The 21,205-nt window shown below is 42.5% G+C and carries 21 protein-coding genes; 17 read left to right on the top strand and 4 right to left on the bottom strand.

The genetic code is table 11. The annotated features are described in order from the left end of the window. The first annotated feature begins 6 nt into the window (after nucleotides 1-6). The 14 genes from plsX to rplS all read left to right on the top strand — a co-directional run bounded on the left by plsX (nucleotide 7) and on the right by rplS (nucleotide 13,990). Nucleotides 7-1,008 (top strand): phosphate acyltransferase PlsX, encoded by a 1,002-nt coding sequence (gene plsX, locus EKM82_RS03775; protein ID WP_125766994.1) that lies wholly within the window; start codon nucleotides 7-9, stop codon nucleotides 1,006-1,008. Nucleotides 1,009-1,018: 10 nt separating this feature from the next. Next, nucleotides 1,019-1,264: an acyl carrier protein gene (gene acpP / locus EKM82_RS03770; RefSeq protein WP_125766993.1), complete on the top strand. Its 246-nt coding sequence runs from the start codon at nucleotides 1,019-1,021 to the stop codon at nucleotides 1,262-1,264. A gap of 173 nt (nucleotides 1,265-1,437) precedes the next feature. Continuing rightward, on the top strand, nucleotides 1,438-3,213 hold the full coding sequence (locus EKM82_RS03765; protein WP_125766992.1) for an oligopeptide ABC transporter substrate-binding protein: 1,776 nt from the start codon (nucleotides 1,438-1,440) through the stop codon (nucleotides 3,211-3,213). Between the two features lie 76 nt (nucleotides 3,214-3,289). Continuing rightward, entirely contained in the window at nucleotides 3,290-3,997 is a 708-nt protein-coding gene (rnc, locus tag EKM82_RS03760; RefSeq protein ID WP_125766991.1) for a ribonuclease III, read from the top strand. A gap of 12 nt (nucleotides 3,998-4,009) precedes the next feature. After that, nucleotides 4,010-7,576, top strand: coding sequence for a chromosome segregation protein SMC (smc, locus tag EKM82_RS03755; RefSeq protein ID WP_125766990.1), 3,567 nt, complete (start codon nucleotides 4,010-4,012; stop codon nucleotides 7,574-7,576). A 24-nt stretch (nucleotides 7,577-7,600) separates the two neighbouring features. Then, nucleotides 7,601-9,088 (top strand): signal recognition particle-docking protein FtsY, encoded by a 1,488-nt coding sequence (ftsY, locus tag EKM82_RS03750; protein WP_125766989.1) that lies wholly within the window; start codon nucleotides 7,601-7,603, stop codon nucleotides 9,086-9,088. Beyond that, on the top strand, nucleotides 9,088-9,432 hold the full coding sequence (locus tag EKM82_RS03745) for a putative DNA-binding protein (protein ID WP_125766988.1): 345 nt from the start codon (nucleotides 9,088-9,090) through the stop codon (nucleotides 9,430-9,432). Before ftsY ends, EKM82_RS03745 begins: the two co-directional genes overlap by 1 nt. A gap of 16 nt (nucleotides 9,433-9,448) precedes the next feature. Continuing rightward, on the top strand, nucleotides 9,449-10,888 hold the full coding sequence (gene ffh, locus EKM82_RS03740) for a signal recognition particle protein (RefSeq protein ID WP_125766987.1): 1,440 nt from the start codon (nucleotides 9,449-9,451) through the stop codon (nucleotides 10,886-10,888). A gap of 58 nt (nucleotides 10,889-10,946) precedes the next feature. After that, on the top strand, nucleotides 10,947-11,099 hold the full coding sequence (locus EKM82_RS11285; protein WP_164508088.1) for a hypothetical protein: 153 nt from the start codon (nucleotides 10,947-10,949) through the stop codon (nucleotides 11,097-11,099). A gap of 538 nt (nucleotides 11,100-11,637) precedes the next feature. After that, a complete protein-coding gene (gene rpsP, locus EKM82_RS03735) occupies nucleotides 11,638-11,913 on the top strand; it encodes a 30S ribosomal protein S16 (RefSeq protein ID WP_125649096.1) in 276 nt (91 codons plus the stop codon). Between the two features lie 6 nt (nucleotides 11,914-11,919). Continuing rightward, complete coding sequence (locus tag EKM82_RS03730; RefSeq protein WP_125649093.1) at nucleotides 11,920-12,168, top strand: KH domain-containing protein; 249 nt, start codon at nucleotides 11,920-11,922, stop codon at nucleotides 12,166-12,168. Nucleotides 12,169-12,254: 86 nt separating this feature from the next. After that, the gene (rimM, locus tag EKM82_RS03725; protein WP_125766986.1) at nucleotides 12,255-12,776 is read left to right on the top strand and encodes a ribosome maturation factor RimM; all 522 of its coding nucleotides are present in this window, start codon (nucleotides 12,255-12,257) and stop codon (nucleotides 12,774-12,776) included. An 18-nt stretch (nucleotides 12,777-12,794) separates the two neighbouring features. Then, nucleotides 12,795-13,544 (top strand): tRNA (guanosine(37)-N1)-methyltransferase TrmD, encoded by a 750-nt coding sequence (gene trmD / locus EKM82_RS03720; protein ID WP_125766985.1) that lies wholly within the window; start codon nucleotides 12,795-12,797, stop codon nucleotides 13,542-13,544. A gap of 98 nt (nucleotides 13,545-13,642) precedes the next feature. Continuing rightward, nucleotides 13,643-13,990, top strand: a complete 348-nt coding sequence (rplS, locus tag EKM82_RS03715) for a 50S ribosomal protein L19 (RefSeq protein WP_125766984.1) — start codon at nucleotides 13,643-13,645, stop codon at nucleotides 13,988-13,990. Between the two features lie 187 nt (nucleotides 13,991-14,177). Here the strand turns inward: rplS and EKM82_RS03710 are convergent, their stop codons facing one another. Further along, entirely contained in the window at nucleotides 14,178-14,768 is a 591-nt protein-coding gene (locus tag EKM82_RS03710; RefSeq protein ID WP_125766983.1) for a TetR/AcrR family transcriptional regulator, read from the bottom strand. 231 nt (nucleotides 14,769-14,999) lie between these two features. Here EKM82_RS03710 and EKM82_RS03705 point away from each other — a divergent pair, with 231 nt between their 5' ends. Further along, the gene (locus tag EKM82_RS03705) at nucleotides 15,000-15,767 is read left to right on the top strand and encodes an SDR family NAD(P)-dependent oxidoreductase (RefSeq protein ID WP_225419652.1); all 768 of its coding nucleotides are present in this window, start codon (nucleotides 15,000-15,002) and stop codon (nucleotides 15,765-15,767) included. Between the two features lie 109 nt (nucleotides 15,768-15,876). On the opposite strand, the gene EKM82_RS03700 is transcribed toward EKM82_RS03705, so the two are convergent. After that, entirely contained in the window at nucleotides 15,877-16,197 is a 321-nt protein-coding gene (locus EKM82_RS03700) for a DMT family transporter (protein ID WP_125766982.1), read from the bottom strand. A 259-nt stretch (nucleotides 16,198-16,456) separates the two neighbouring features. Between EKM82_RS03700 and EKM82_RS03695 the strand changes: the two genes are divergently transcribed. Both EKM82_RS03695 and EKM82_RS03690 read left to right on the top strand, forming a co-directional pair. Continuing rightward, nucleotides 16,457-17,314 carry a zinc ribbon domain-containing protein gene (locus EKM82_RS03695; protein ID WP_125766981.1) on the top strand — a complete coding sequence of 286 codons (858 nt, stop codon included), beginning with the start codon at nucleotides 16,457-16,459 and terminating at the stop codon, nucleotides 17,312-17,314. Nucleotides 17,315-17,394: 80 nt separating this feature from the next. Then, nucleotides 17,395-18,384: an aldo/keto reductase gene (locus tag EKM82_RS03690; protein WP_125766980.1), complete on the top strand. Its 990-nt coding sequence runs from the start codon at nucleotides 17,395-17,397 to the stop codon at nucleotides 18,382-18,384. Between the two features lie 97 nt (nucleotides 18,385-18,481). On the opposite strand, the gene EKM82_RS03685 is transcribed toward EKM82_RS03690, so the two are convergent. Together EKM82_RS03685 and EKM82_RS03680 are read right to left on the bottom strand one after the other, a co-directional pair. Continuing rightward, nucleotides 18,482-19,699 (bottom strand): MFS transporter, encoded by a 1,218-nt coding sequence (locus tag EKM82_RS03685; RefSeq protein WP_125766979.1) that lies wholly within the window; start codon nucleotides 19,697-19,699, stop codon nucleotides 18,482-18,484. Between the two features lie 336 nt (nucleotides 19,700-20,035). Further along, nucleotides 20,036-20,908 (bottom strand): metallophosphoesterase, encoded by an 873-nt coding sequence (locus EKM82_RS03680; protein WP_125766978.1) that lies wholly within the window; start codon nucleotides 20,906-20,908, stop codon nucleotides 20,036-20,038. Nucleotides 20,909-21,205: the final 297 nt, after the last annotated feature.

The following is a 21,205-nucleotide window of genomic DNA, read 5'->3' as shown; positions in this document are numbered from 1 at the left end:
AAAATAATGAAAATAGCAGTAGATGCCATGGGTGGCGATCATGCGCCAGAGGTCGTGATCAAGGGAGTCGAACAGGCTCGCGATCAATGGCCTGATCTTGAATTTGTTTTATTTGGTGATTTAGCTAGGGTGAAACCGCTCGTTCAAAGTGGCACGCGGTTAACTTTTGTTCAAGCTGATAGTCAAATTACTAATGAAGACGAACCAGTTAAAGCAGTTCGAACTAAAAAAGATTCCTCGATGGTCATGGCAGCGCAAGCGGTGAAACAAGGTGATGCCGATGCACTGTTCTCCATGGGCAATACCGGTGCGCTTCTGGCAACAGGGATTTTTATCATTGGTCGGATCAAAGGTGTTGAACGGCCAGCGTTAATGCCAACACTGCCAACAACTGATGTTAGCAATGTCGTCAATTTATTAGATGCTGGGGCTAACGCTGAAAGTAAGGCTAGTTACCTGGAACAATGGGCCATTATGGGATCAATTTATGCTCGTGATATTCGTAAAATTGCGCAACCACGAATTGGTCTCTTAAATAATGGGACTGAGTTTGATAAGGGCGACAGTCTGCATCAAGAAGTTTATCAACGATTACAAGCCAATACGGCTCTGAATTTTGTGGGGAATATTGAGGCAGGTAATTTGTTGACCAATAAGGCTGATGTCATTGTGACTGATGGCTTTACGGGTAATGCCGTCTTGAAAGCAACTGAAGGGATGGCCAGCTTGCTGATGAAGCAAATTAAATTAGCCTTGCTTAATAGTGGGACCAGGGCTAAACTAGGGGCCCTAATGATTAAGCCAGCCCTGGGTCAAATCAAGACCAAATTTAGTACTTCGGCTAATGGTGGTGCGGTTTTACTCGGGGTCAATGCGCCAGTTATTAAGACTCACGGTGGTTCCGACGAGGGCGCAGTGGTCTCAACCATTGGTCAGATTCGAGAAATGTTACAGCAACAAACGATTCATCAGATGATTGCTTTTCTAAAAGCAAATCCGATCAAATAGGAGGACCATCATGTCTAAAGAAGAAATTTTACAAAAAATCAGCCAATTAATCGCTGACCGCTTTGAAGTTGATCCAGAATCAATTACTGCAGCAACCAATATCAAAAGTGATTTGGCTGCAGATTCAATTGACTTAGTTGAATTTGTGTTGGAATTAGAGGATACTTTCGGTGGCGAAATTCCTGATGACGATGCTGAGAAATTAGAAACTGTTGGCGATGCTGTTGACTATGTGTTTGCTCACCAAACCAAATAATTGCCTGCAAAGCGAATTGGCTACTCGCTAATGTTGCCAGTAGTTTTTAGACGAGCAAGTCGCTGACACGGCACGACAATAACGAGCAATTCTTCGCGAATTGTTCGTTATTTTATGTTATTAACTTGAAGGACGAGACGTTTTTTGAGATTTGAATTGGTAAGGGGCTTTAAATGATGAAATGGAAGACTGGGTGGCTCGGCTGCTTAGCTGCTGTCTGTGTAGGAACAATTTTGTTAGCTGGTTGCCAGAACCATGACAATTCAGCTAAGACCACGAATCAGTATCAGGGCGCGACTTTGGCAAAACTGCCAATCGGAGTTCATAATGGACAACCTGCAATTAAGGGCGGTCATTTTAAGTATGCTTTGGTGTCTTGGTCACCGTTTAAGGGCATCTTCAATGAGGCTTTTGTCACTGATAAAAATGATGAAGTCGTGGCTGATCCCGGCAATGAACCTTTATTTAAATTTGATGATAATTACCGCATCATTGATGGTGGCGCCGCTAATTTAAGATTAAATATCGACGCTAAAACTGTGACGATCACCATTAATCCAAATGTGCGCTGGTCCGACGGTCAATCATTGGTAGCTGAAGATGTGCTGTATTCTTATTTGTTGATTGCCAATCCTAAAAGTCAAAGTCAGCGTTACACTAATTCACTGGCACAAATTGTGGGAATGACAGCTTATCATACTGGTCAAGCTGATCATATTTCTGGGATTGACCTGCCCAATGGTGCTCAAGGTAATCAAGTAGTGATTCATTACTTGGCGATGAAGCCGGGGATGACGCAAAGTGGTAATGGTTATTTCTGGGAGTATGCTAGTCCCAGTCATCAGCTTAAGCAGATCCCCTTTGATCAAGTGCTGGCCAGTGATCAGATTCGCAAGACGCCTTTGTATTATGGCCCTTATCAAGTCAAACACGTCGAAAGCGGCCAATTAGTAACCTGGGTACCTAATCCATATTATTATGGCCGTAAGCCGCAGTTAGCGTCGATTACTTTTAATGTTGTCTCACCTAATTCGGTGGCCCAAGTGATGCAAAAGCATCAATATGATGTGGCCACCGTCGCCGGAGATCAATTTACTGATTTACAAAATGATGCGCATATTAAATTCATTGGCGATAAATCATTGAGTTACCGTTACTTAGCCTTTAAAATGGGCCGCTATCGTGATGGCAAAAATGTGATGAATACTAAGAGTAAACTACAATCAAAAGCTTTACGGCAAGCAATTATTTATAGTATGGATGTTGACGGTGTTGCCCGAAAGTATACCAACGGCTGGCAATTTAAAATCAATACTTTAATTCCTCGGGCCTTCAAGCAGTATTACAACGATCAAGCCGCCAGCTATGACTATGATCCTGCCAAGGCCGCAAAATTATTGGATCAAGCCGGTTACCGTAAATCAGGTAAGTGGCGCGTGCAGCCTAATGGCAAACCGTTAGTCCTTCATTTTGCAGTGAAACAAGATAGTACGCATAAAGAAGAAATGGTCCAGACTTATTTGGCTGAGTGGCATAAACTTGGCTTGAATGTGAAATTAACTGCCGGGCGCTTATTAGAGGCCAATAGTTTTTATGATAAGTTAATGAATGATGACGCCGATATTGATTTCTTTGAGGCTGGTTGGGATCTTTCAACTGAACCATCACCAGCCGATTTATATTCAGAAACCGCCAATTTTAATTTTGGGCGCTTTGTGACGAAAAAGAATAATCAATTATTAGCCGAAATTGACGACGTCAGTGCTTTTGATTCCACCAAACGTATTGAAGCGTTTCGGGCTTGGCAAACTTATATGAATCAAGCGGCTTATGTGGTACCAACAACTGGTAGCTACGATGTTCGAGCTGTTAATCGCCGTGTTAAGGGATTTTCACTGGCCCCAACTGTCCGTTGGGAAAACGTCAGTGTAACCTCACAAAAACGTTAATTTAAGGTATAATTGAAATAGTTAGCGTCAGGATTTGACGATAATTCTGATGTCATCAATTAAGGAGTGAGGTTTTATGGTAGCTGCCGAATTTACGACGGCTTTACGAGCAAAATATGGTGTGGAGTTTAAAGACTTATCTTTATTAGATGCTGCCTTTACGCACGCCTCTTTTGCTAATGAAAATAAAGAGCTAGGTTATGGTAATTACGAGCGATTGGAGTTTTTAGGCGACGCCGTGATGGAGTTAGCCGTTTCTGATTATTTGTTTGAGAATTATCAGCATTTACCTGAAGGCAAATTGACCCGAATGCGGGCAGCAATTGTCAAGTCTTCAAGTTTTTGTAGTTTAGCTTTGGAAGCCGGTTTTAAACCGTATATTAATTTAGGTGTTGGCGAAGAACGAATGGGTTCACGGGAACGGCCAAGCCTTTTGGAAGATGTTTGGGAAGCCTTCAATGGTGCGCTGTATCTTGATCAAGGGATGCCAGCTGTGGTTGCTTTCTTGAAACAAATCCTATTTCCTAAAATTGACGCTGGACAATATTCCTCTGATGTGGACTTTAAAACCAGATTGCAGGAATATCTGCAGCGTGATGGCGAACGCCAAATTGAATACGTTGTGTTAGATACCGTTGGTGATGAAAATGATAAGCAGTTTATTGTCGAGCTACAAGTCGACGGTAAGTTGGTCACTAAAGGTGAAGGTAAGAATAAGAAAACAGCTGAGAAGGCTGCTGCTAAGAGTGCATTATTGAAGTATCATGTTATTAACGAGGAATAGGTTGGATGATTCATGCCACTAAAATCACTAATTATTAATGGATTTAAATCGTTTGCTGATAAGACCACGATTGAATTTACAACTGGCGTTACTGGTATTGTCGGGCCCAATGGTAGTGGCAAAAGTAATATTACTGAAGCCATTCGCTGGGTGATGGGCGAACAATCGGCGAAAAGTTTACGGGGCAGTCATATGCCTGATGTTATTTTCGCTGGTAGTGCCTTACGCGAGCCCTTAAATCGCGCCGAAGTTACCTTAGTCTTTGATAATCATGACCACGAACTAGCTACGGAGCAATCGACAGTGTCGGTTACTCGGCGGCTTTTTCGTGACGGTACCAGTGAATTCTATTTAAATCAGAAAAGTTGTCGCTTACGTGATATTAGTGATTTATTTCTCGATGCGGGCATGGGCAAGGCCTCTTTTTCAATTATTTCCCAAGGACGAGTCGAAGAAATCTTCAATAGTAAGCCAGAAGAGCGGCGAATGATTATTGAAGAAGTCGCTGGGGTTTATAAATATAAGCAACAAAAGCAACAGGCAGAGTCAGAGTTGGCCACCACCAATGAAAATCTCAATCGGGTTGCGGATATTTATGCCGAGTTAAAAGGGCGGATTGAACCTTTACGGCAACAAGCCAGCCTTGCGACTGATTATCAGCGGCAAAAAAAGCAGTATGATCAATTAGATCAACAAATATTAGCTTTAGAATTAGCAGATTTACAACAGCAACAAACAGCTAAACAGACTCGCCAAGCGGAATTGCAACAAATTTCCGATAAAATTGACCAGCAAGCGCAACAAGCTAATCAAAATGTCACAGAATTGCGGCAACGCTTGGCCACCATTAATCAACAAATTGAGACTCAACAACAGACCTTGTTAGAGAAAACGCGTCAGCAGGAACAGCTAAAAGGTCAGGTTTCGTTAACGACTGAACGCTCAAGCTATCATGATACAAGTTTGACGACGACCCAGCAGCAGTTAGCTGAATTGGCCACCAGTTTGACACAACAAACGGCTAATTTAACGGCCACTCAGGCGAATGTGGTCGCTGCCACCAAACAACAGCAGTCGCTACAAGAACAATTAAAGCAATTGCAAACCCAGTTAAATGAAAATCAGGATGACTTGGCCACCCGCTTGAGTCAACGTCGTGGCGATTACATTGAGCTTTTGCAACAACAGACGACTAATCGTAACGAATTGGTTCATTTGCAAGACCAGCAGACACGCTTGACCAATCAGCTGGCTCAACAAACCACTGCCCAAACCGATCAAGCTGATCAGTTAACGAAACAAGAGCAAGTTTGTCAACAGTTACAACAACAACTTGCCGACTTACAGGCCGCGTTGGACCAACAAGTGACGCAATTACAAACCGCCAAAACAGCATTTAAACAGTTGGAAGCGGCGACAAATAATGAGCAACAAGCTTGGTACCAGCAACTGGAACAATTTCAGCAATTAAAAGCGCGCTACCAAAGCTTGCAAGAAGTGACCAATGATCACAGCGGCTTCTATCTTGGTGTTCGCGCAGTTTTAAATCCGCAAAATCAATTGCCAGGACTTAAAGGGGCAGTGGCTGATCTCTTGTCAGTACCCAGTCGTTATCAAGTGGCCATTGAACAGGTATTAGGCGCTCAATTACAGCAAGTGGTTTGTGTGGATACCCAAAGTGCCAGTGCTGCGATTCGTTTTCTTAAAGAACGACGATTGGGACGCGCTACCTTTCTGCCCTTAACCACTATTCAAAGCCGGTCAATTGCGACGACCACCTTACACACGGCGCAACAGTTACCAGGTTTTCTAGGCGTTGGCGCCGAATTAATTAAAATTGCGCCTGGCTTGGAAAAAATTCTTCAACATTTGTTAGGTAACGTCATTGTTGCCACTGATTTGGCTGAAGCCACTGTGATTGCCAAGGCAATTCATTTTCAAACGCGAATTGTTACTTTGGAAGGCGATATTTTATCACCAGGTGGGGCAATGACTGGTGGCCGGATCAAACAGCAAGGTCAGGGCCTGCTGAATCGGCAGCAAGAATTACAGCAACAACAACAGCAATTAAAGAACTTGCAGCAGGAATTGAATCAGAAAAAAGATCACCTGGCAATTACGAAACAGCAACAACTAGCAGCCAGTGAAGCAATTACCGTGGCAGAACAGGCTCAGCAGAAGCAACAATTGGCATTAAGCCATGTTCAAGATCAGAGTCATCAAGAACAAGAACAGTTGGCACGTTTGCAGCGTGAACAACAAGTAGGCCAATTGACGGCTAAGCGGTTAACTGATGAACAGACTGATTTAACCAAGCAAATTGCCACTGCCAAGGATCAGCAGGTGCGTTTGGCCCAACAAGTGACCCAAATGCAGACGCAAATTGATCAGTTACAAGAACGGTTGACTAACTTTAATAGTCAAAAGGAAACGCTGACTGGTGAAATTAGTGAACTTAAGACGCAGCTAGCAGTTGTCAATACGACTTTAAAAAACCAGCAGGACTTGGCTCATCGTCAAGAACAAACGGTGCAACAACAAACTGAGCGCCAACAGCAATTGCAACAATCCCTAGCTGATTTAACGGCAACCGCCTCGCAAAGTAAACTAGATATTGATGCCATTAAACAGCAATTGGCTGATTTAACCACGGAAATTGCCACTAACCAGGCTACTTTAGAAAAGAGTCAAGCTGAACGAACTGCGGCTAATCAAGAATTGACGCAATTGGAACCAGAAGCGGAACGTTGCTATCAATTGCAAAAACAAACTGCTAAAGAACAAGAGCAAGTGGCAGTTGCCGTCAACTCATTGAAAACAGCCATGACCCAACGGTTGACCCACTTAAGCGAAGATTACCAACTTAGTTTTGAAGCGGCGTATCAGCAAGCGCAAGAGCAGGAACTGACCTTGCCTGAATTACAACGGCAGCTAAAGTTAGTGAAGTTAGCTTTAGCGGACATTGGCCAGGTCAATCTAGATGCTATTGCCGAATTTGCTGAAGTTAATGAGCGTTATCAATTTTTAGCAAAGCAACAAGCTGACTTAATTGCGGCACGGCAACAATTATTGGCCACAATGGCTGAAATGGATCAAGAGGTTAGTCGACGGTTCCAAACAACCTTTACTGCGGTTAACCAAGCTTTTCAGGATATTTTCCCGAAGATGTTTGGTGGCGGCAAGGCTGAACTGGAACTGACGGATGAAAATGATCCGTTGACCACTGGGATTGAAATTAACGCCGAGCCACCTGGCAAGAAGTTGCAGCATTTAAGTCTGTTATCAGGTGGCGAGCGGGCTTTAACGGCGATTACTTTGTTATTCGCGATTTTGAAAGTTCGGCCAGCGCCATTTAGTATTCTCGATGAGGTGGAGGCTTCCTTGGATGAAGCTAATGTTGATCGTTTTGCCAATTATTTGCAGCACTACGAGCAACAAACGCAATTTATTGTGATTACGCATCGAAAAGGAACCATGGTCAAGGTTGACCGCCTTTATGGGGTCACGATGCAAGAGTCTGGCGTCTCAAAGATTATTAGTGTTTCACTGACGGACATTGAGCAACAAATTGCTCAATAACGATTTGATTTTAGGAGGAGCCTAATGGGATTTTTTGATCGGGTAAAGAAAGCATTTGGTGGCGGTAAAGCCGAAGAAACACCGACAGCTAAGAAAGATAGTGAAGGTGTTCAATCTCAAGCAAGTGATGAACCAGCTGCTGCCACAACTGATAGCCAAAACCAAGTAACAACTGAACAAAATGCGGCAAGTGATCAACAACAGCCAGCCGCAACTTCTGAAACACCGACAACAGCCACAGAAGCAACGCCGGAAACTGACTCAAAAGCTGACTCAATTACAACAACTACTACTAAAACAGCAGCTGATCAGTCTGAATCGGTTGCTGATCAGGTTGAGCAGGCCCAAGCAACTGCTGCAACCACGGTTGATTTCCAGTCAACATCCGAAGCACAGCCGGCAGAATCAGCGCCAAACACGGCCTCGGACAGTGGTTCCACAGATGAGGCCCAAGCAACTCCGACTAGCAGTTCGCAACAGTCTGAACCGGCTGAACCCGTGACATCGACCGCAGCAGAAACAGCTTCGTCAGAGACGGCCGCAACAGTGGCCACAAGCACGTCAGCTGCAACTGATTATGATCGTGGTTTAGCGAAAAGTCGTCATGGCTTTGCTGCTCGGTTAAATGAGTTCTTAGCTGGCTTCCGTTCGGTTGATGAAGATTTCTTCGAAAATCTGGAAGAAATGTTGATTGAGGCCGATGTTGGTTTTGAAACTGCAATGACGATCAGTAATCAATTGCGAGACGAAGTTAAATTACAAAATGCCAAAACCAAGAAGCAAGTTGGCTTGGTCATTGTTGAAAAAATGGTCGATTTATACGGCGATGCTGGCGCCGAAGAAGACAATCAATTACATTTTGCAGCGCCAGCAGCTGGCCCAACGGTTTTCCTATTTGTTGGTGTTAATGGTGCTGGTAAGACGACCACTGTTGGCAAGTTGTCAGCCCAATTAAAAGCTGAAGGAAAAAAAGTGCTGTTAGCTGCTTGTGACACTTTCCGGGCGGGGGCCATTGAGCAGTTAGCAGAGTGGGCCCGCCGTGTTGATGTTGATATTGTTAAATCAGAACCTGGCGCTGACCCAGCTTCAGTTGTGTTCGAAGCTGTTAAGAAAGCCAAAGCCGAAGATTATGACGTGTTATTAGTCGATACGGCTGGTCGCTTACAAAATAAAGTCAACTTAATGAATGAGTTGGCTAAAATGAAGCGAGTGATTGTCCGCGAATTGCCAGAAGCTCCTCAAGAAGTGCTGTTAGTTTTGGATGCATCGACGGGGCAAAACGCCTTGAGTCAGGCAAAGCAATTCCAAGAAACAACCGATGTGACTGGAATCGTCCTGACTAAATTAGATGGTAGTTCCAAAGGTGGCATCGTCATTGCCATTCGTAATGAATTGCATTTACCAGTGAAATTAGTGGGCTTAGGTGAACATGTCGGTGATTTACAGGCCTTTGATGCTGAAAAATTTGTTTATGGCTTATTCAAGGGTTTAATTGATGGAGCGGATAATTAATGAATCTGGTACCTAATGAACATGTCAACGAGCTCTATGATTTTTATCAACCATTGCTGACACCCAAGCAAGCGACTTATCTTGATTTATATTATGGTCAAGATTATTCGTTAGGCGAAATTGCCGCGGAATTTGAGGTGAGTCGGCAAGCAGTTTATGATAATATCAAGAGGACCGAAAAAATTCTCCAAAGTTATGAGGAACGGCTGCATTTAATGGCGCATTTCCAACAACAAGTGACTTTGGTGAATAAATTAAATACAGTGGTGACGCAACGTTATCAAACTGATGCCGAGTTAAAGTCATTACTCAAAGAATTTGAACACTTAATTGATTCTCAGTAAGGATGGTTGAATAAGAATGGCTTTTGAAGGATTAACAGAACGATTACAGAATGCCTTTAGTGGGTTACGCCGTAAAGGTAAAATTAATGAAAATGATATTCGCGAAGCCATGCGCGAAGTTCGGCTAGCATTACTGGAAGCCGATGTTAACTTTGACGTGGTTAAGGATTTTGTTAAAACGGTTCGCACGCAAGCCCTTGGTAAGGAAGTGCTGGACAGTTTAACTCCAGCCCAACAAGTCATCAAGATTGTTCATGACGAATTAGTTAAGGTCATGGGCGAGGCCGCCGTGCCACTAAATAAGTCACCACATATTCCCACAATCATTATGATGGTCGGGTTGCAAGGTGCCGGTAAAACTACGACGGCTGGTAAATTGGCTAACCGTTTAAAAAAACAAGAAAATGCGCGCCCATTAATGATTGCTGCCGACGTTTATCGACCAGCCGCGGTTGATCAGTTAGTGACAGTCGGTCAACAATTGGACGTCCCAGTTTTTGAAATGGGAACTGATCATGATCCCGTTGATATCGTCAAGCAGGGTTTAGCTGAAGCCGACAAAAATAAAAATGATTATGTGATCATTGATACGGCCGGTCGTCTGGAAATTGATGAACAATTAATGGATGAATTGGCCCGCATCAAAACGTTGGCGCAACCAAATGAAATTCTTTTGGTAGTCGATGCGATGACTGGACAAGTCGCCACTCAAGTTGCCGATGGTTTCAACAAACAGCTTGATGTTACTGGCGTTGTTTTGACCAAGTTAGATGGTGATACCCGTGGTGGTGCGGCTTTATCAATTCGGGCCGTGACTGGTAAACCAATCAAATTTATTGGTCAAGGTGAGAAGCTTGATCAATTAGACGTCTTCTATCCTGATCGAATGGCTGACCGAATTCTTGGCATGGGCGATATGATGAGCCTGATCGAGAAGGCACAACAAGATTACGACACTGATCAAGCCGAAAAGATGGCCCAAAAGATTCAGGAAAATAGTTTTGACTTTAATGATTTCGTTGATCAAATGAGTCAATTACAAAATATGGGGCCACTGGATGAAATCATGAAAATGATTCCTGGGATGGCCAATAATCCAGCTTTGAAGAATGTGAAGATGGATCCGAAAGATATTGACCATTTGAAGGCAATTGTTTATTCAATGACGCCTAAAGAGCGGGAAAATCCTGACTTATTGAACCCAAGTCGGCGCCGACGCATCGCAGCTGGTTCTGGTCGTAATGTTCAAGAAGTTAATCGGATGATCAAGCAATTCAAGCAGTCTCGCGATATGATGACCAAAATGTCAAAAGGCAACTTCTCAGGTATGGAGGGGATGCTTGGTGATGGTATTCAAGGCCGCATGGGCAAGATGGCGATGAATTCCATGGTGCGCAAGCAAAAGAAGAACAAGAAGAAGCGCTTGAAAAAGGTTAAACGATTTAAGTCTAAGTAATGGTTGATTGGCAGTGTTTGTAGAATTCTGCCGAGACTTCCCCAATTGAGGAAGGTGGTTGCTGGGCGATTTAGAGGGCGTGGAACGCCGTGGCCGTCGATTTGAACCAATTGAAAATCAAATTGTTTCAAATTCGAGGCTTATTCTAAGCGATAAATCGCTAAGAATAATTTCACAGCTGACGCCAATCGCCCAGCAACCACCTGAATAAACTAACAGAATTGAGCACCACTAATTAGAAAAGCAGATTGATGTAAATTACTAAGCCTGTTTGACAAGATTTAAATAATCAGAATTGTCGAACAGACTTTTTGATTTGCTATTCAGTTATTGTTGCAATTCAAATCAAGTTGATCAGTCTCACTACAATTGCCCTAACCAACCAACAAAGTTGAAGTAAACTATCTCAACTCCAGACGGAATGGAGGGATCTTGGCGTCAGCCGCCAAATTATCGTTGGTGCTTTAGCACTTACGATAAGGCTTGTATTTGAGATTGTTGCGCAGCAGTAAGCTCAAATCAATGCCGGCCGCGTTCCACGCCAAGCAGCCCGCAATGGAGTCAGAACCTGTTCTGTTTTTACAACTTCACAAGTCCTACTTGTTTTGAATGTTATTGGCCTGATAATTTGGCATATTTAAGTGTTTTCCATGTCAAGTATTTTTAGATGTAAAGAAAAAACACTTTACATCGGTTCCTGAATTTGGTATATTATTTGATGTTAGTTATTTTTAGGAGGAAATTAAATTATGACTGTTAAAATTCGTATGCGCCGCATGGGCTCAAAACGTAAACCTTTCTATCGCTTAGTTGTTGCTGATTCACGTGCACCTCGTGATGGCCGCTTCATCCAAGAAGTTGGTTACTACAACCCAATCTCAGAACCCGTTCAATTGAAATTAGACGAAGATGTTATCTTAGACTGGTTACAAAAGGGTGCTCAACCTTCAGATACTGTTCGTAACTTGTTATCAACACAAGGTATCATGAAGAAGTATCACGAAGCTCGTTTCGAAAAGAAGTAGTAGCAGATGACCACGGAAGCAGTTAAAAATTTGATCAGCGCTATTGTTACACCGTTAATCATGGTACCTGATGAATTATCAATTGCAACTACGGCAGATAGTCATTTTGTGACCTACAATTTAGCGGTTAACCGCAAAGATATCGGTCGAATTATTGGTAAACAGGGTCGGGTTGCTCAAGCAATTCGGACGTTAATTTATGGCATTCGTTTAGATAATGGTAAACGAATTCGCTTAAATATTCTTGATAATTAGGACGATCGGGCTGGGATAAAACTTTCTTTTATCCTGGCTTTTTTTGAATCGAAAATAGTACCGACAACTCAATCTTGGAGGCAACAATGGCGACAGAAAATTATTATCAAGTTGGTCGTATCGTGAATACGCATGGTGTTCGTGGTGAAGTGAAAGTCATGGCAACCACTGATTTTCCAGAGAAGCGCTTTAAAGTTGGCCAACCGTTATTTGTCCAATTAGGCAGCCGTTATCAGGAATTGACCATTAAAAGTCATCGCCGTCAGCAACAAATGCATTTACTGACTTTTACTGGTTATGATAATTTGGATCAAGTGCTACCCTTAAAAACTCATTTAATTTATGTAACTGAGGCGGAACAACATCATTTGGCACCAGGCGAGTATTATTATCGGGATATTGTTGGTTTAACAGTGGTTGAGCAGACGACTGGTGCCGAGATTGGTGTCGTGAAAGAAATTTTAGCACCAGGCGCCAACGATGTTTGGGTGATTCAGCGGCCCAAGCAGGCGGACTTATTATTACCTTACTTGAAATCGGTGGTTCTAAAAATCGACTTGGCCGCAAAACGGGCCTACGTCGAAGTGCCGGCCGGGCTAGATGATTGATGATTAAGGAGTTCAAACATGCAAATTGATATTTTAAGTTTATTCCCGGAAATGTTTGGTGCTTTACAGTCATCGTTAATTGGTCGAGCGCAAGAAAATGGTATTTTAAAAATTGATGTGACGAACTTCCGCGATTTTACCACCAACAAGCAACATCATGTCGATGATACGCCCTATGGTGGTGGCGCCGGCATGTTATTGCAAGTTCAGCCAATTGCTGATGCTTTGAACGATGTGACCGCTAAACATGGGCCATCAGATCGAACCATTATTTTAGATCCCGGTGGTCGGCAGTTTGATCATGCTTACGCAGTTGAATTAGCCCAATGTCAGCATCTAACATTTATTTGTGGACATTACGAGGGCTTTGATCAGCGAGTTTATGATTTGGCTACAGATCAAGTTTCATTAGGTGATTATGTGGTGACTGGTGGCGAGTTGCCAGCGATGGTGATGATCGATGCTTTGGCCCGGCAAATTCCCGGTGTGTTAGGCAAGCAGGAGTCAGCTGAAACCGATTCTTTTGCCCAAGGTCTACTGGAGTATCCCCAATATACGCGGCCTGCGGATTATCAAGGTCAAGAAGTGCCATTTGTCTTAACCAATGGCAATCATCCTTTAATTGCTGAATGGCGGTTGAAGGCCGCAGTTTGGCGGACTTTGCAACAACGGCCCGATTTATTAGCCAAGATCGATGATCCGACCATTAAAAAATTAGTCCGCCAATTAAATCAGCGTGACGACTTGTCAAGCTTCAATGATTTGTGATAGTATTAAACATTGTGGTAGGACCACATAACAACAATATTCCGCTGTCTTGGTGTAGAAACAAGGTATGAATGTTGGATGAAGAGGAGAAATATAGTATGAATCAATTAATTTCTGATATTACTAAGAGTCAATTGCGGGACGATATTCCTGATTTCCGTCCTGGGGACACAGTTCGTGTTCATGCCAAAATCGTCGAAGGTACTCGCGAACGTATCCAGTTATTCGAAGGCGTTGTTATCAAACGTCATGGTACTGGTATTAGCGAAACTTATTCTGTTCGTAAGATCAGTAACGGTGTTGGTGTTGAACGGACATTCCCATTACACACACCTCGTGTTGAAAAGATTGAAGTTATCCGTCATGGTCGTGTACGTCGTGCTAAATTGTACTACTTACGCGCATTACGTGGTAAGGCTGCTCGTATTCCAGAACGTAAACGTTAAGATTCAGCAGCAAAAAAGCCGTCAATTATTGACGGCTTTTTTTAATTGGCGCTATTTTTAACGTGCTTAAATATGATCAATCAGGCCTGTTTACCGAAATGAAAGTAGCCGTCAAATAGCGTCCCGAGTGAACGATCATCAAGATGTTTGGTTGTCGACTGTTAGTTTTAGCTGTTGGGCCCCAAAATCATTTGATTCCTAGTGGTTGTAATAAGAGGACTAAAGACTGGTAAGCCTGCTCTTTAGTAAGTGGATGTTCTCGCAAAAAAATCCAGTCCAAAATTAAAATTAGGGTATTCGTCACTTGCTCGACCTGCAACGGCAAAGGAATTTTCGGATTACTAAGTTGAGGGTTATTTAATAAGCAGTTATTAAGTAGTTCCAAAACTTCTCCCTTTAAGTAGGCAATCAAGCTTTGCATTAAACTGCCTTGATAAGAATTGTGTTTCATAATTTGATTGATAAAAGTGCCTTGATCAACAAATAAATCATAAAGTTGGCTAAAATACGCTTTAAGTAAGTATTCTTGGTCAGCGTTTTGTAATTCATTGACTTTAATTTGTTGAGCCAAGACAGACCAAGCATAGTTTAGTAAGTCGTACTTATCATCAAAATAATTATAGAAAGTGGCCCGTGGGTAGTTGCTGCTTAGGCAGATTTCGTTCACGCTAATCTCGGCAAAATCCTTTTCGGCAATGCTGTTAAATAGTGTCTTTGTAAAAGCCGCCAATGTCCTTTGGGCACCACGCGTCGGTTTTTTTGATAAGTCGTATTTCAATTATATTTGGCTCCTTGATAATTGAATTCATTGACACTATTGACAAAGTGTCTAAATTTGGACTGAGGACTCATTCTGTCACTGGTTCTGAAGTTGTAGGTAATATATCATTATTATTTGAAGTTGGCAACTGTCTAAAATTTTTCATCAGTCAAATTTATTTAAAGTTAACTACTTTTTGGAAAATTGTGCAACGGTTGCTCGGCCATAAAATTTAATGATTTTGAGAGGATGAGTAGGATATCTGTAGCTATTATTACTGGTGCTACCTCAGGTTTAGGGACTGCGTATATTGATGCAGTCATAAAAGAATGTCCAGATGTTGATCAAATTTGGTTAGTCGCAAGAAGAAAACAAGTAATGGCAGCGATTGCCGCGAAACATCCAAAAATGACATTTAAAATAGTCCCATTGGATCTTTCTGAAAGGACTAGTTATCTCGAACTTAACCAATTACTCGCGCAAGAACAGCCACAGATATCTGCTTTAATCGCTAATGCAGGTCTGGCCTATAATGGTTCAGTTGATCAAATGCAAATTGAAAAAATTCAAAAAATGATTGATTTAAATGTAAATGGTACGACTTCATTTATTCGAACGTGTTTGCCGTATTTAACTCAAGACAGTTTTATCCTTTTGGTTTCATCAGCCTCATCTTTTGTCCCTAATCCAAATTTGGCGGTATATAGTGCGACTAAGGCATATTTGACAAGTTTTGGTTTAGCCTTACGCGAGGAGCTTAAGCCGCGACAAATCAAGGTCTGTACTGTGATGCCTGGTCGAATGAAAACTGAAATGGATCAGGCCTTAAACCAAGCTGGTCGCAGTGGTGCTTTTAACTTACTACCTAGTTTAAATATTCCTAAGTTTGCCCGCAAAACGATTCAAGTGGCCCAGGCAGGCTGTGCCAGCTATACCATGATGATCTTCTATAAGGCTTTTCGGGTGGTCGCTAAATTGGTGCCACAAAAATTACTGGTCCCGTTGACCAAGATTTAAATTTTGGTGAGGTAGGGACTTAATATTGATTTGATGACTAATTAAATTAAAGGGCTCGTCGTTTGCTGGCACTCAGTTCTCAATAACTGAGTGCCTTTTTGCTCAATTTTTAGCGGCCGCTGGTCACTTTAATGCCAATGATGCCTACTAAAAGTACGATCACAAAGAACCAAGTCAGTGGACTTAATTGATCTTTAAAAAGGATCACGCCGATAATAATTGAGCCAACTGCCCCAATTCCGGTCCAAATTGGGTAGGCGAGACTCATTGGTAACTTTTTGATGACTTGAGCCAATAAGAGAAAACTGGCAATCATGCCGACAATCGTGGCTAAAGTAAAAGATAGCTTGCTAAATCCATGGGACAACTTCATCGTCGTTGCCCAAACAACCTCAAATAAACCTGCTAAAACTAAAGATAACCATGCCATAATGCAGACCTCCTGATTGCCGACCAAACAAAAAGAGAGCGTCCCATTCCAACATGACCTAATGGAATGAGCACTCTCTCGCCCGGCGGCAAATATATTTATTTTGATAATGAATTCTTGAAGCTAGCATAGCAAATCTTTAATTTTTAAGCAAGTTTTCTTAAAAAAACAGACAAATAACTTATTTTGTGTAGAATTAGAAAGTAAATGATCAGTCATTTAATGATTGATTTAGAAAGACTTTCAGGAGTAAAAAATAATGCAGAGAAAATTTGAACAATGGCAAGAAAATTCTGGACAAGGTGCGAACCAACAACGGTCAACTGACGCGCGTTTTTGTCCGCGTTGTGGCCAAGTTGTGACGCCCGATGACTTATTCTGTGCCCATTGTGGTTATGCTCTTAAAGCGGCCACCACACCTGATCCTGAGGCAACGCGCCAATTTACCATTCATTCTGGTGATGCGGCTAACCAAGCAAGTTCCGCTGAGCAGGCTCCTTTATCACGCTCACAACGCACTGGGCAAACTAAAACGACCACGGAAGTTCACGTGCAGCCAACCAAGCGCCGCCAACATCAAGGTCATTTCTTCAGCAAGGTGAAGCAAGTGTTTAGCAAGTTGCATTTACCGAAATTGGCTCACCTGGGCTTTACGGGATGGCTGATGGTAATTGCCGCCATTATTAGCTTGTTAGGTGTTTATGGTCACGGTTTTATTCAAAGTCAGGGTACCGCCAGCTTAGCGCATTTATTGTTGGCCAGTGGCGGTCAGCAGTTAGGCAGTAATTTTGTGGTGTCAGCGACGTTGTTGAAATTGGTCGGTCAATTATTAATTCTGTTACCCATCGTGATTGCCATTTTTAGTTTGACCAATTCGAAATTATTACGTAACTTAGCTTATCGTTTTGCGGGCCTTAATTTGATTTTGCTAGTCCTAGCTAGTGCTTTATTTGCTAGTCAACTGTTTGCCAGTGCTGGGAGTAGTTTGGCAGCAGGAACGGGGACGCAACTGCTGAGCCGGGCGCTGATTTTTCTGCTAATTGGTGACATTGCTTTGCTCGTCGTGAGTGCTAAGCGCCGTTTCAAGAAACAAACGGTCTTTGGTCAGCAACGCTAGTTCAGATTTGTCTTGAAATCGCTTTTATTAAGCTGAAACTTCAATTATAATAAGGGTAGTCTTAAGATTGAGGTGGAATCATGTATCAAGCAGATGAAAAACGCTATGACAGTATGCCTTATCGTCATGTGGGCAAATCAGGCTTAAAGTTACCAGCAATTTCGCTGGGGCTCTGGCATAATTTTGGTGATGTTGACCGTTTCAGTAATCAAAAAGAGATTCTTTGCGGCGCCTTTGATCGTGGGGTGACCCATTTTGATTTGGCCAATAATTATGGTCCGCCAGCAGGTTCGGCTGAACGTAATTTCGGTCGTATTTTGCGGGAAGAGTTGGGAGAATATCGTGATGAACTCGTGATTTCTTCCAAGGCTGGTTATTATATGTGGCCTGGTCCTTATGGTGAATGGGGTTCAAAGAAGAATATCATTGCCAGTTGTGACCAAAGTTTGCAACGAATGGGCTTAGATTATGTGGATATTTTCTATCACCATCGGCCAGATCCAGATACGCCAATTGAGGAAACAGCGGCGGCGTTGGATTTATTAGTTCGTCAAGGGAAAGCCCTCTATATTGGTGTCTCCAATTATTCGGCCGAACAAACGAAAGCCATTGCTCAAGAATTTAAAAAATTGGGTACGCCCTTTATTATTCATCAACCACGTTACAACATGTTTGATCGTTGGATTGAGAATGGTTTGACTGACGTTTTAGCTGAAGAAAAATTAGGCGCGATTACGTTCAGTCCTTTAGCGCAAGGTTTATTGACCAATCGCTATTTAAATGGCATTCCCGCTGATTCGCGTGCTGGGCGTTCTTCAAGTCCCTTCTTATCACCAGAGAATGTTGAAGCGACCTTAAGCAAAGTCCAACAATTAAATAAAATTGCAGCTAGTCGTGATCAAAGTTTAGCCGAAATGGCTTTAGCTTGGAACTTACGACAACCAACCGTTACCAGTGTCTTAGTTGGGGCTTCGCGTTTAAGTCAATTAGAAGATAGTCTGCGGGCCTTAAATCATTTGGACTTTTCCCCAGAAGAATTAGCACAAATCGATGCGATCGTTGGTCACTAATTGCTAGTCAATTTATCGCGATAGTACTGATTGAAATCAATCAAAAAGGACAATTCTACTCAGAATTGTCCTTTTTTGATATTCAAATAAGATTTAATTAGCGATATATAGTTGCGTGATGATAGCTGATCAGGCCAGTGACTAGTAATAAAATTGCTAGCAGAATGGCGATTAATAAAACAATTTGCCAACCAACCGTTTGACCGAGCATCCCGAATAATACTGGGCCGATGGCTGCTAATAAATAACCAGCTGATTGCGCCATCCCCGATAAGTCCGCCGTTTCGGCACCAGTAGTCGTTTTTTGCGTGAAAAAGACAATCGCAAGATTAAAGGCGGCGCCAGCACCAAGTCCCAATAAAATAGCAAAAAGATAGTTAAGTGTTAGGCCAGTACCTGGCAGCATAAAACCGGCGGTACCACCAATAAACCCGATCCCGATAATTGTTAATAAACTGCTAACACCATGACGACGTTCAGAGATGAGTGGGGCAATAAAAGCCATTGGTAAGTTAGCTAACTGCATGACAGTGACCAAGTTACTAGCATTAACATCACTAAAACCATGCTGCATTAAAATAGTTGGTAACCAAGTCAGTAAAGCATAATAAACTAAAGCCTGTAAGCCGAAGAAAGCGGTGACGACCCAAGCAAGTGGTGTTTTCCAGACGCTGGCGTGAGTCGTATCTGTGCTTTTAAGGGCGGTGGTTACTTGGCGGTCGGTCTGGTCGGTCTGGTCAGTCTGAGGTTGTTTCAAGTTTGGTAGCCAAATAATCAGGTTGATCAGACTAATGATTGATAACAGGGCCATCGTAGGAGCCACGGCAAGCTGGCTGACTAGTAAACCAGAAATCCCAGTTCCTAATGCGCCGACGAGGAGCATGGAGACCGTATATTGGCTAGTCGTTAGCGCTAGTTTATCAGCAAAACGATCTTTGATGATTGCGGGAAGCAAAACATTACCGCCATCAATACCAATCGCTAAAATTAAAGTGCCACTGAAAAGCCAAGCAATCGTGGGTAGGATTCGTAAATAACTGCCAATTGCGACTAAAATCAATAAAGCATAAATCGTGCGTTCATTACCAAACCGGCGGGCTACCCAGGCAATAACCGGCGACATAACTGCGAACACAAATAAAGGAATTGTCGTGACTAATCCGGCCAATGAGCTGGGCAAACCAATTTCCTTTTGTAAAGCTGCCATTAAGCTAGGCATCATGGTAATTGGTAGACGCATATTTGCCGCGACGAAAATAATCCCCCAGGTTAACACCTGGCGATGGTGAGTCTTTGTTACTGTTGTTTGATCCATTCAAGATCCTCCTAAAATAATAATCGTGTGAATTTGATCGGCGGTTAGCCACAATCAAGCGAAACATTTCATGCTGATAAGTTGAATTGATTACTCAACTTAATAATTAGTCTAAATTTATGTAGTCCATCAGTATACGAAATTAATGGCAAAATGACAAGCTTTTTTATTATTTGCAATTTAATTACGCTAGTTTCATTAGTAACAAATTGGCAAAAAAAATATAAAAATACCACGTTACCAACTGCGAAAAGTTGCTGGTAACGTGGTATTTTAGCGTGATTCATTTTTCTCGTGTAGTCAGATGTCGTCTAATGGTTAACTAATCATGACTGTTTAATCTTCGTAAGGGATGATTGCGGTGGTGAAATGGTTCGGCCGGAGATTGATCAGCCGATAACCGCGGGGCAAGTCGCCATAGCAGTTATAACCAGAAACATTGCCATAAATCAGTTGCTTGCCAAGATAGGTGCCGACAAAATTATTATCGTGGTCATGACCACAGAAAACGGCTTTTAATTGGGAATCGTGTTCGAATTCGGAGAACAAACCGGCATTTAATTGGCCACAAGAAACTCGGGGATTTGTTTCCCAAAAATAACCGGCTAATTGGTGTTCACCAGCTTGGAGGTATTCTGGCAAGGGGATGTGAATAAAAGCCAAGTCCAAAGTTGATTGGGTCTTTTTGGCTTGATATTGGGCTTGAATCTGGTGCCACCAAGCCACTTGTTGGGTCGAAGGGTAATCATAGGCCGTGTCGCTGCCAGGGGCGTGATTGCCAGTGTCGATCACGTACAACACGTGGGCCAAACCATGCTGGTCGTTGATTTCGAGGGTGTAGGATTCCTTATCGCGGTCGTCAACAAAAGCATTTTGTTTCGGCACGCGGTATTTGAACCCAGCTTCTAACTGACGCAGGTGAGTGCGGGTCATCGTGTCTTCAGCGTCATGATTGCCATAAGTAACGGCAATTGGGTAAGGCAATTGGTTGAACAATTCCACCAAAGCCTGGTAGCCGCGTTCGGGCTGATCAACGCCGTCTGACCAAATTAAGTCACCGGTCACCATGATCAGGTCAGGTTTAACGGCTAAGACTGCTTTTTTGATGGCAGCCAAAGTCTGTAAATCTTCAGTAACAAAGGGAAATGAACCAATGTGAATGTCCGTTAATTGCATTATGCGAAAAGCTTGATCTTGATAGTGCATCATTAAGCGCAACCTCCAAATTTTCAAATAACCGAATCTGCTGTTGAAAAAAGCACGCAAACATCTTTTTTAACACCATTGCTTTAAACATAGTCATTTTCTGAAAATAAGACAATGATTGACGTCACTTTTTATTCATTTATTCACCGGAAATAATGTTATTCAAACAATTGAATTGCCTTTTTTTGGCGTGTTACACTTCAACTTGTACCAGTTGCAGCACATAAATACAGGAAGGGGATTCAGTTTTTCAGTTATCTTGACGTCAAGACCGTATATTTTAATTGATAATGCACGACT

Source organism: Lapidilactobacillus wuchangensis (genome assembly GCF_003946645.1).
Classification (GTDB): domain Bacteria; phylum Bacillota; class Bacilli; order Lactobacillales; family Lactobacillaceae; genus Lapidilactobacillus; species Lapidilactobacillus wuchangensis.
The sequence above is the reverse complement of the archived record's forward strand: the minus strand, read 5'-3'. Positions and strand labels throughout refer to the sequence as shown.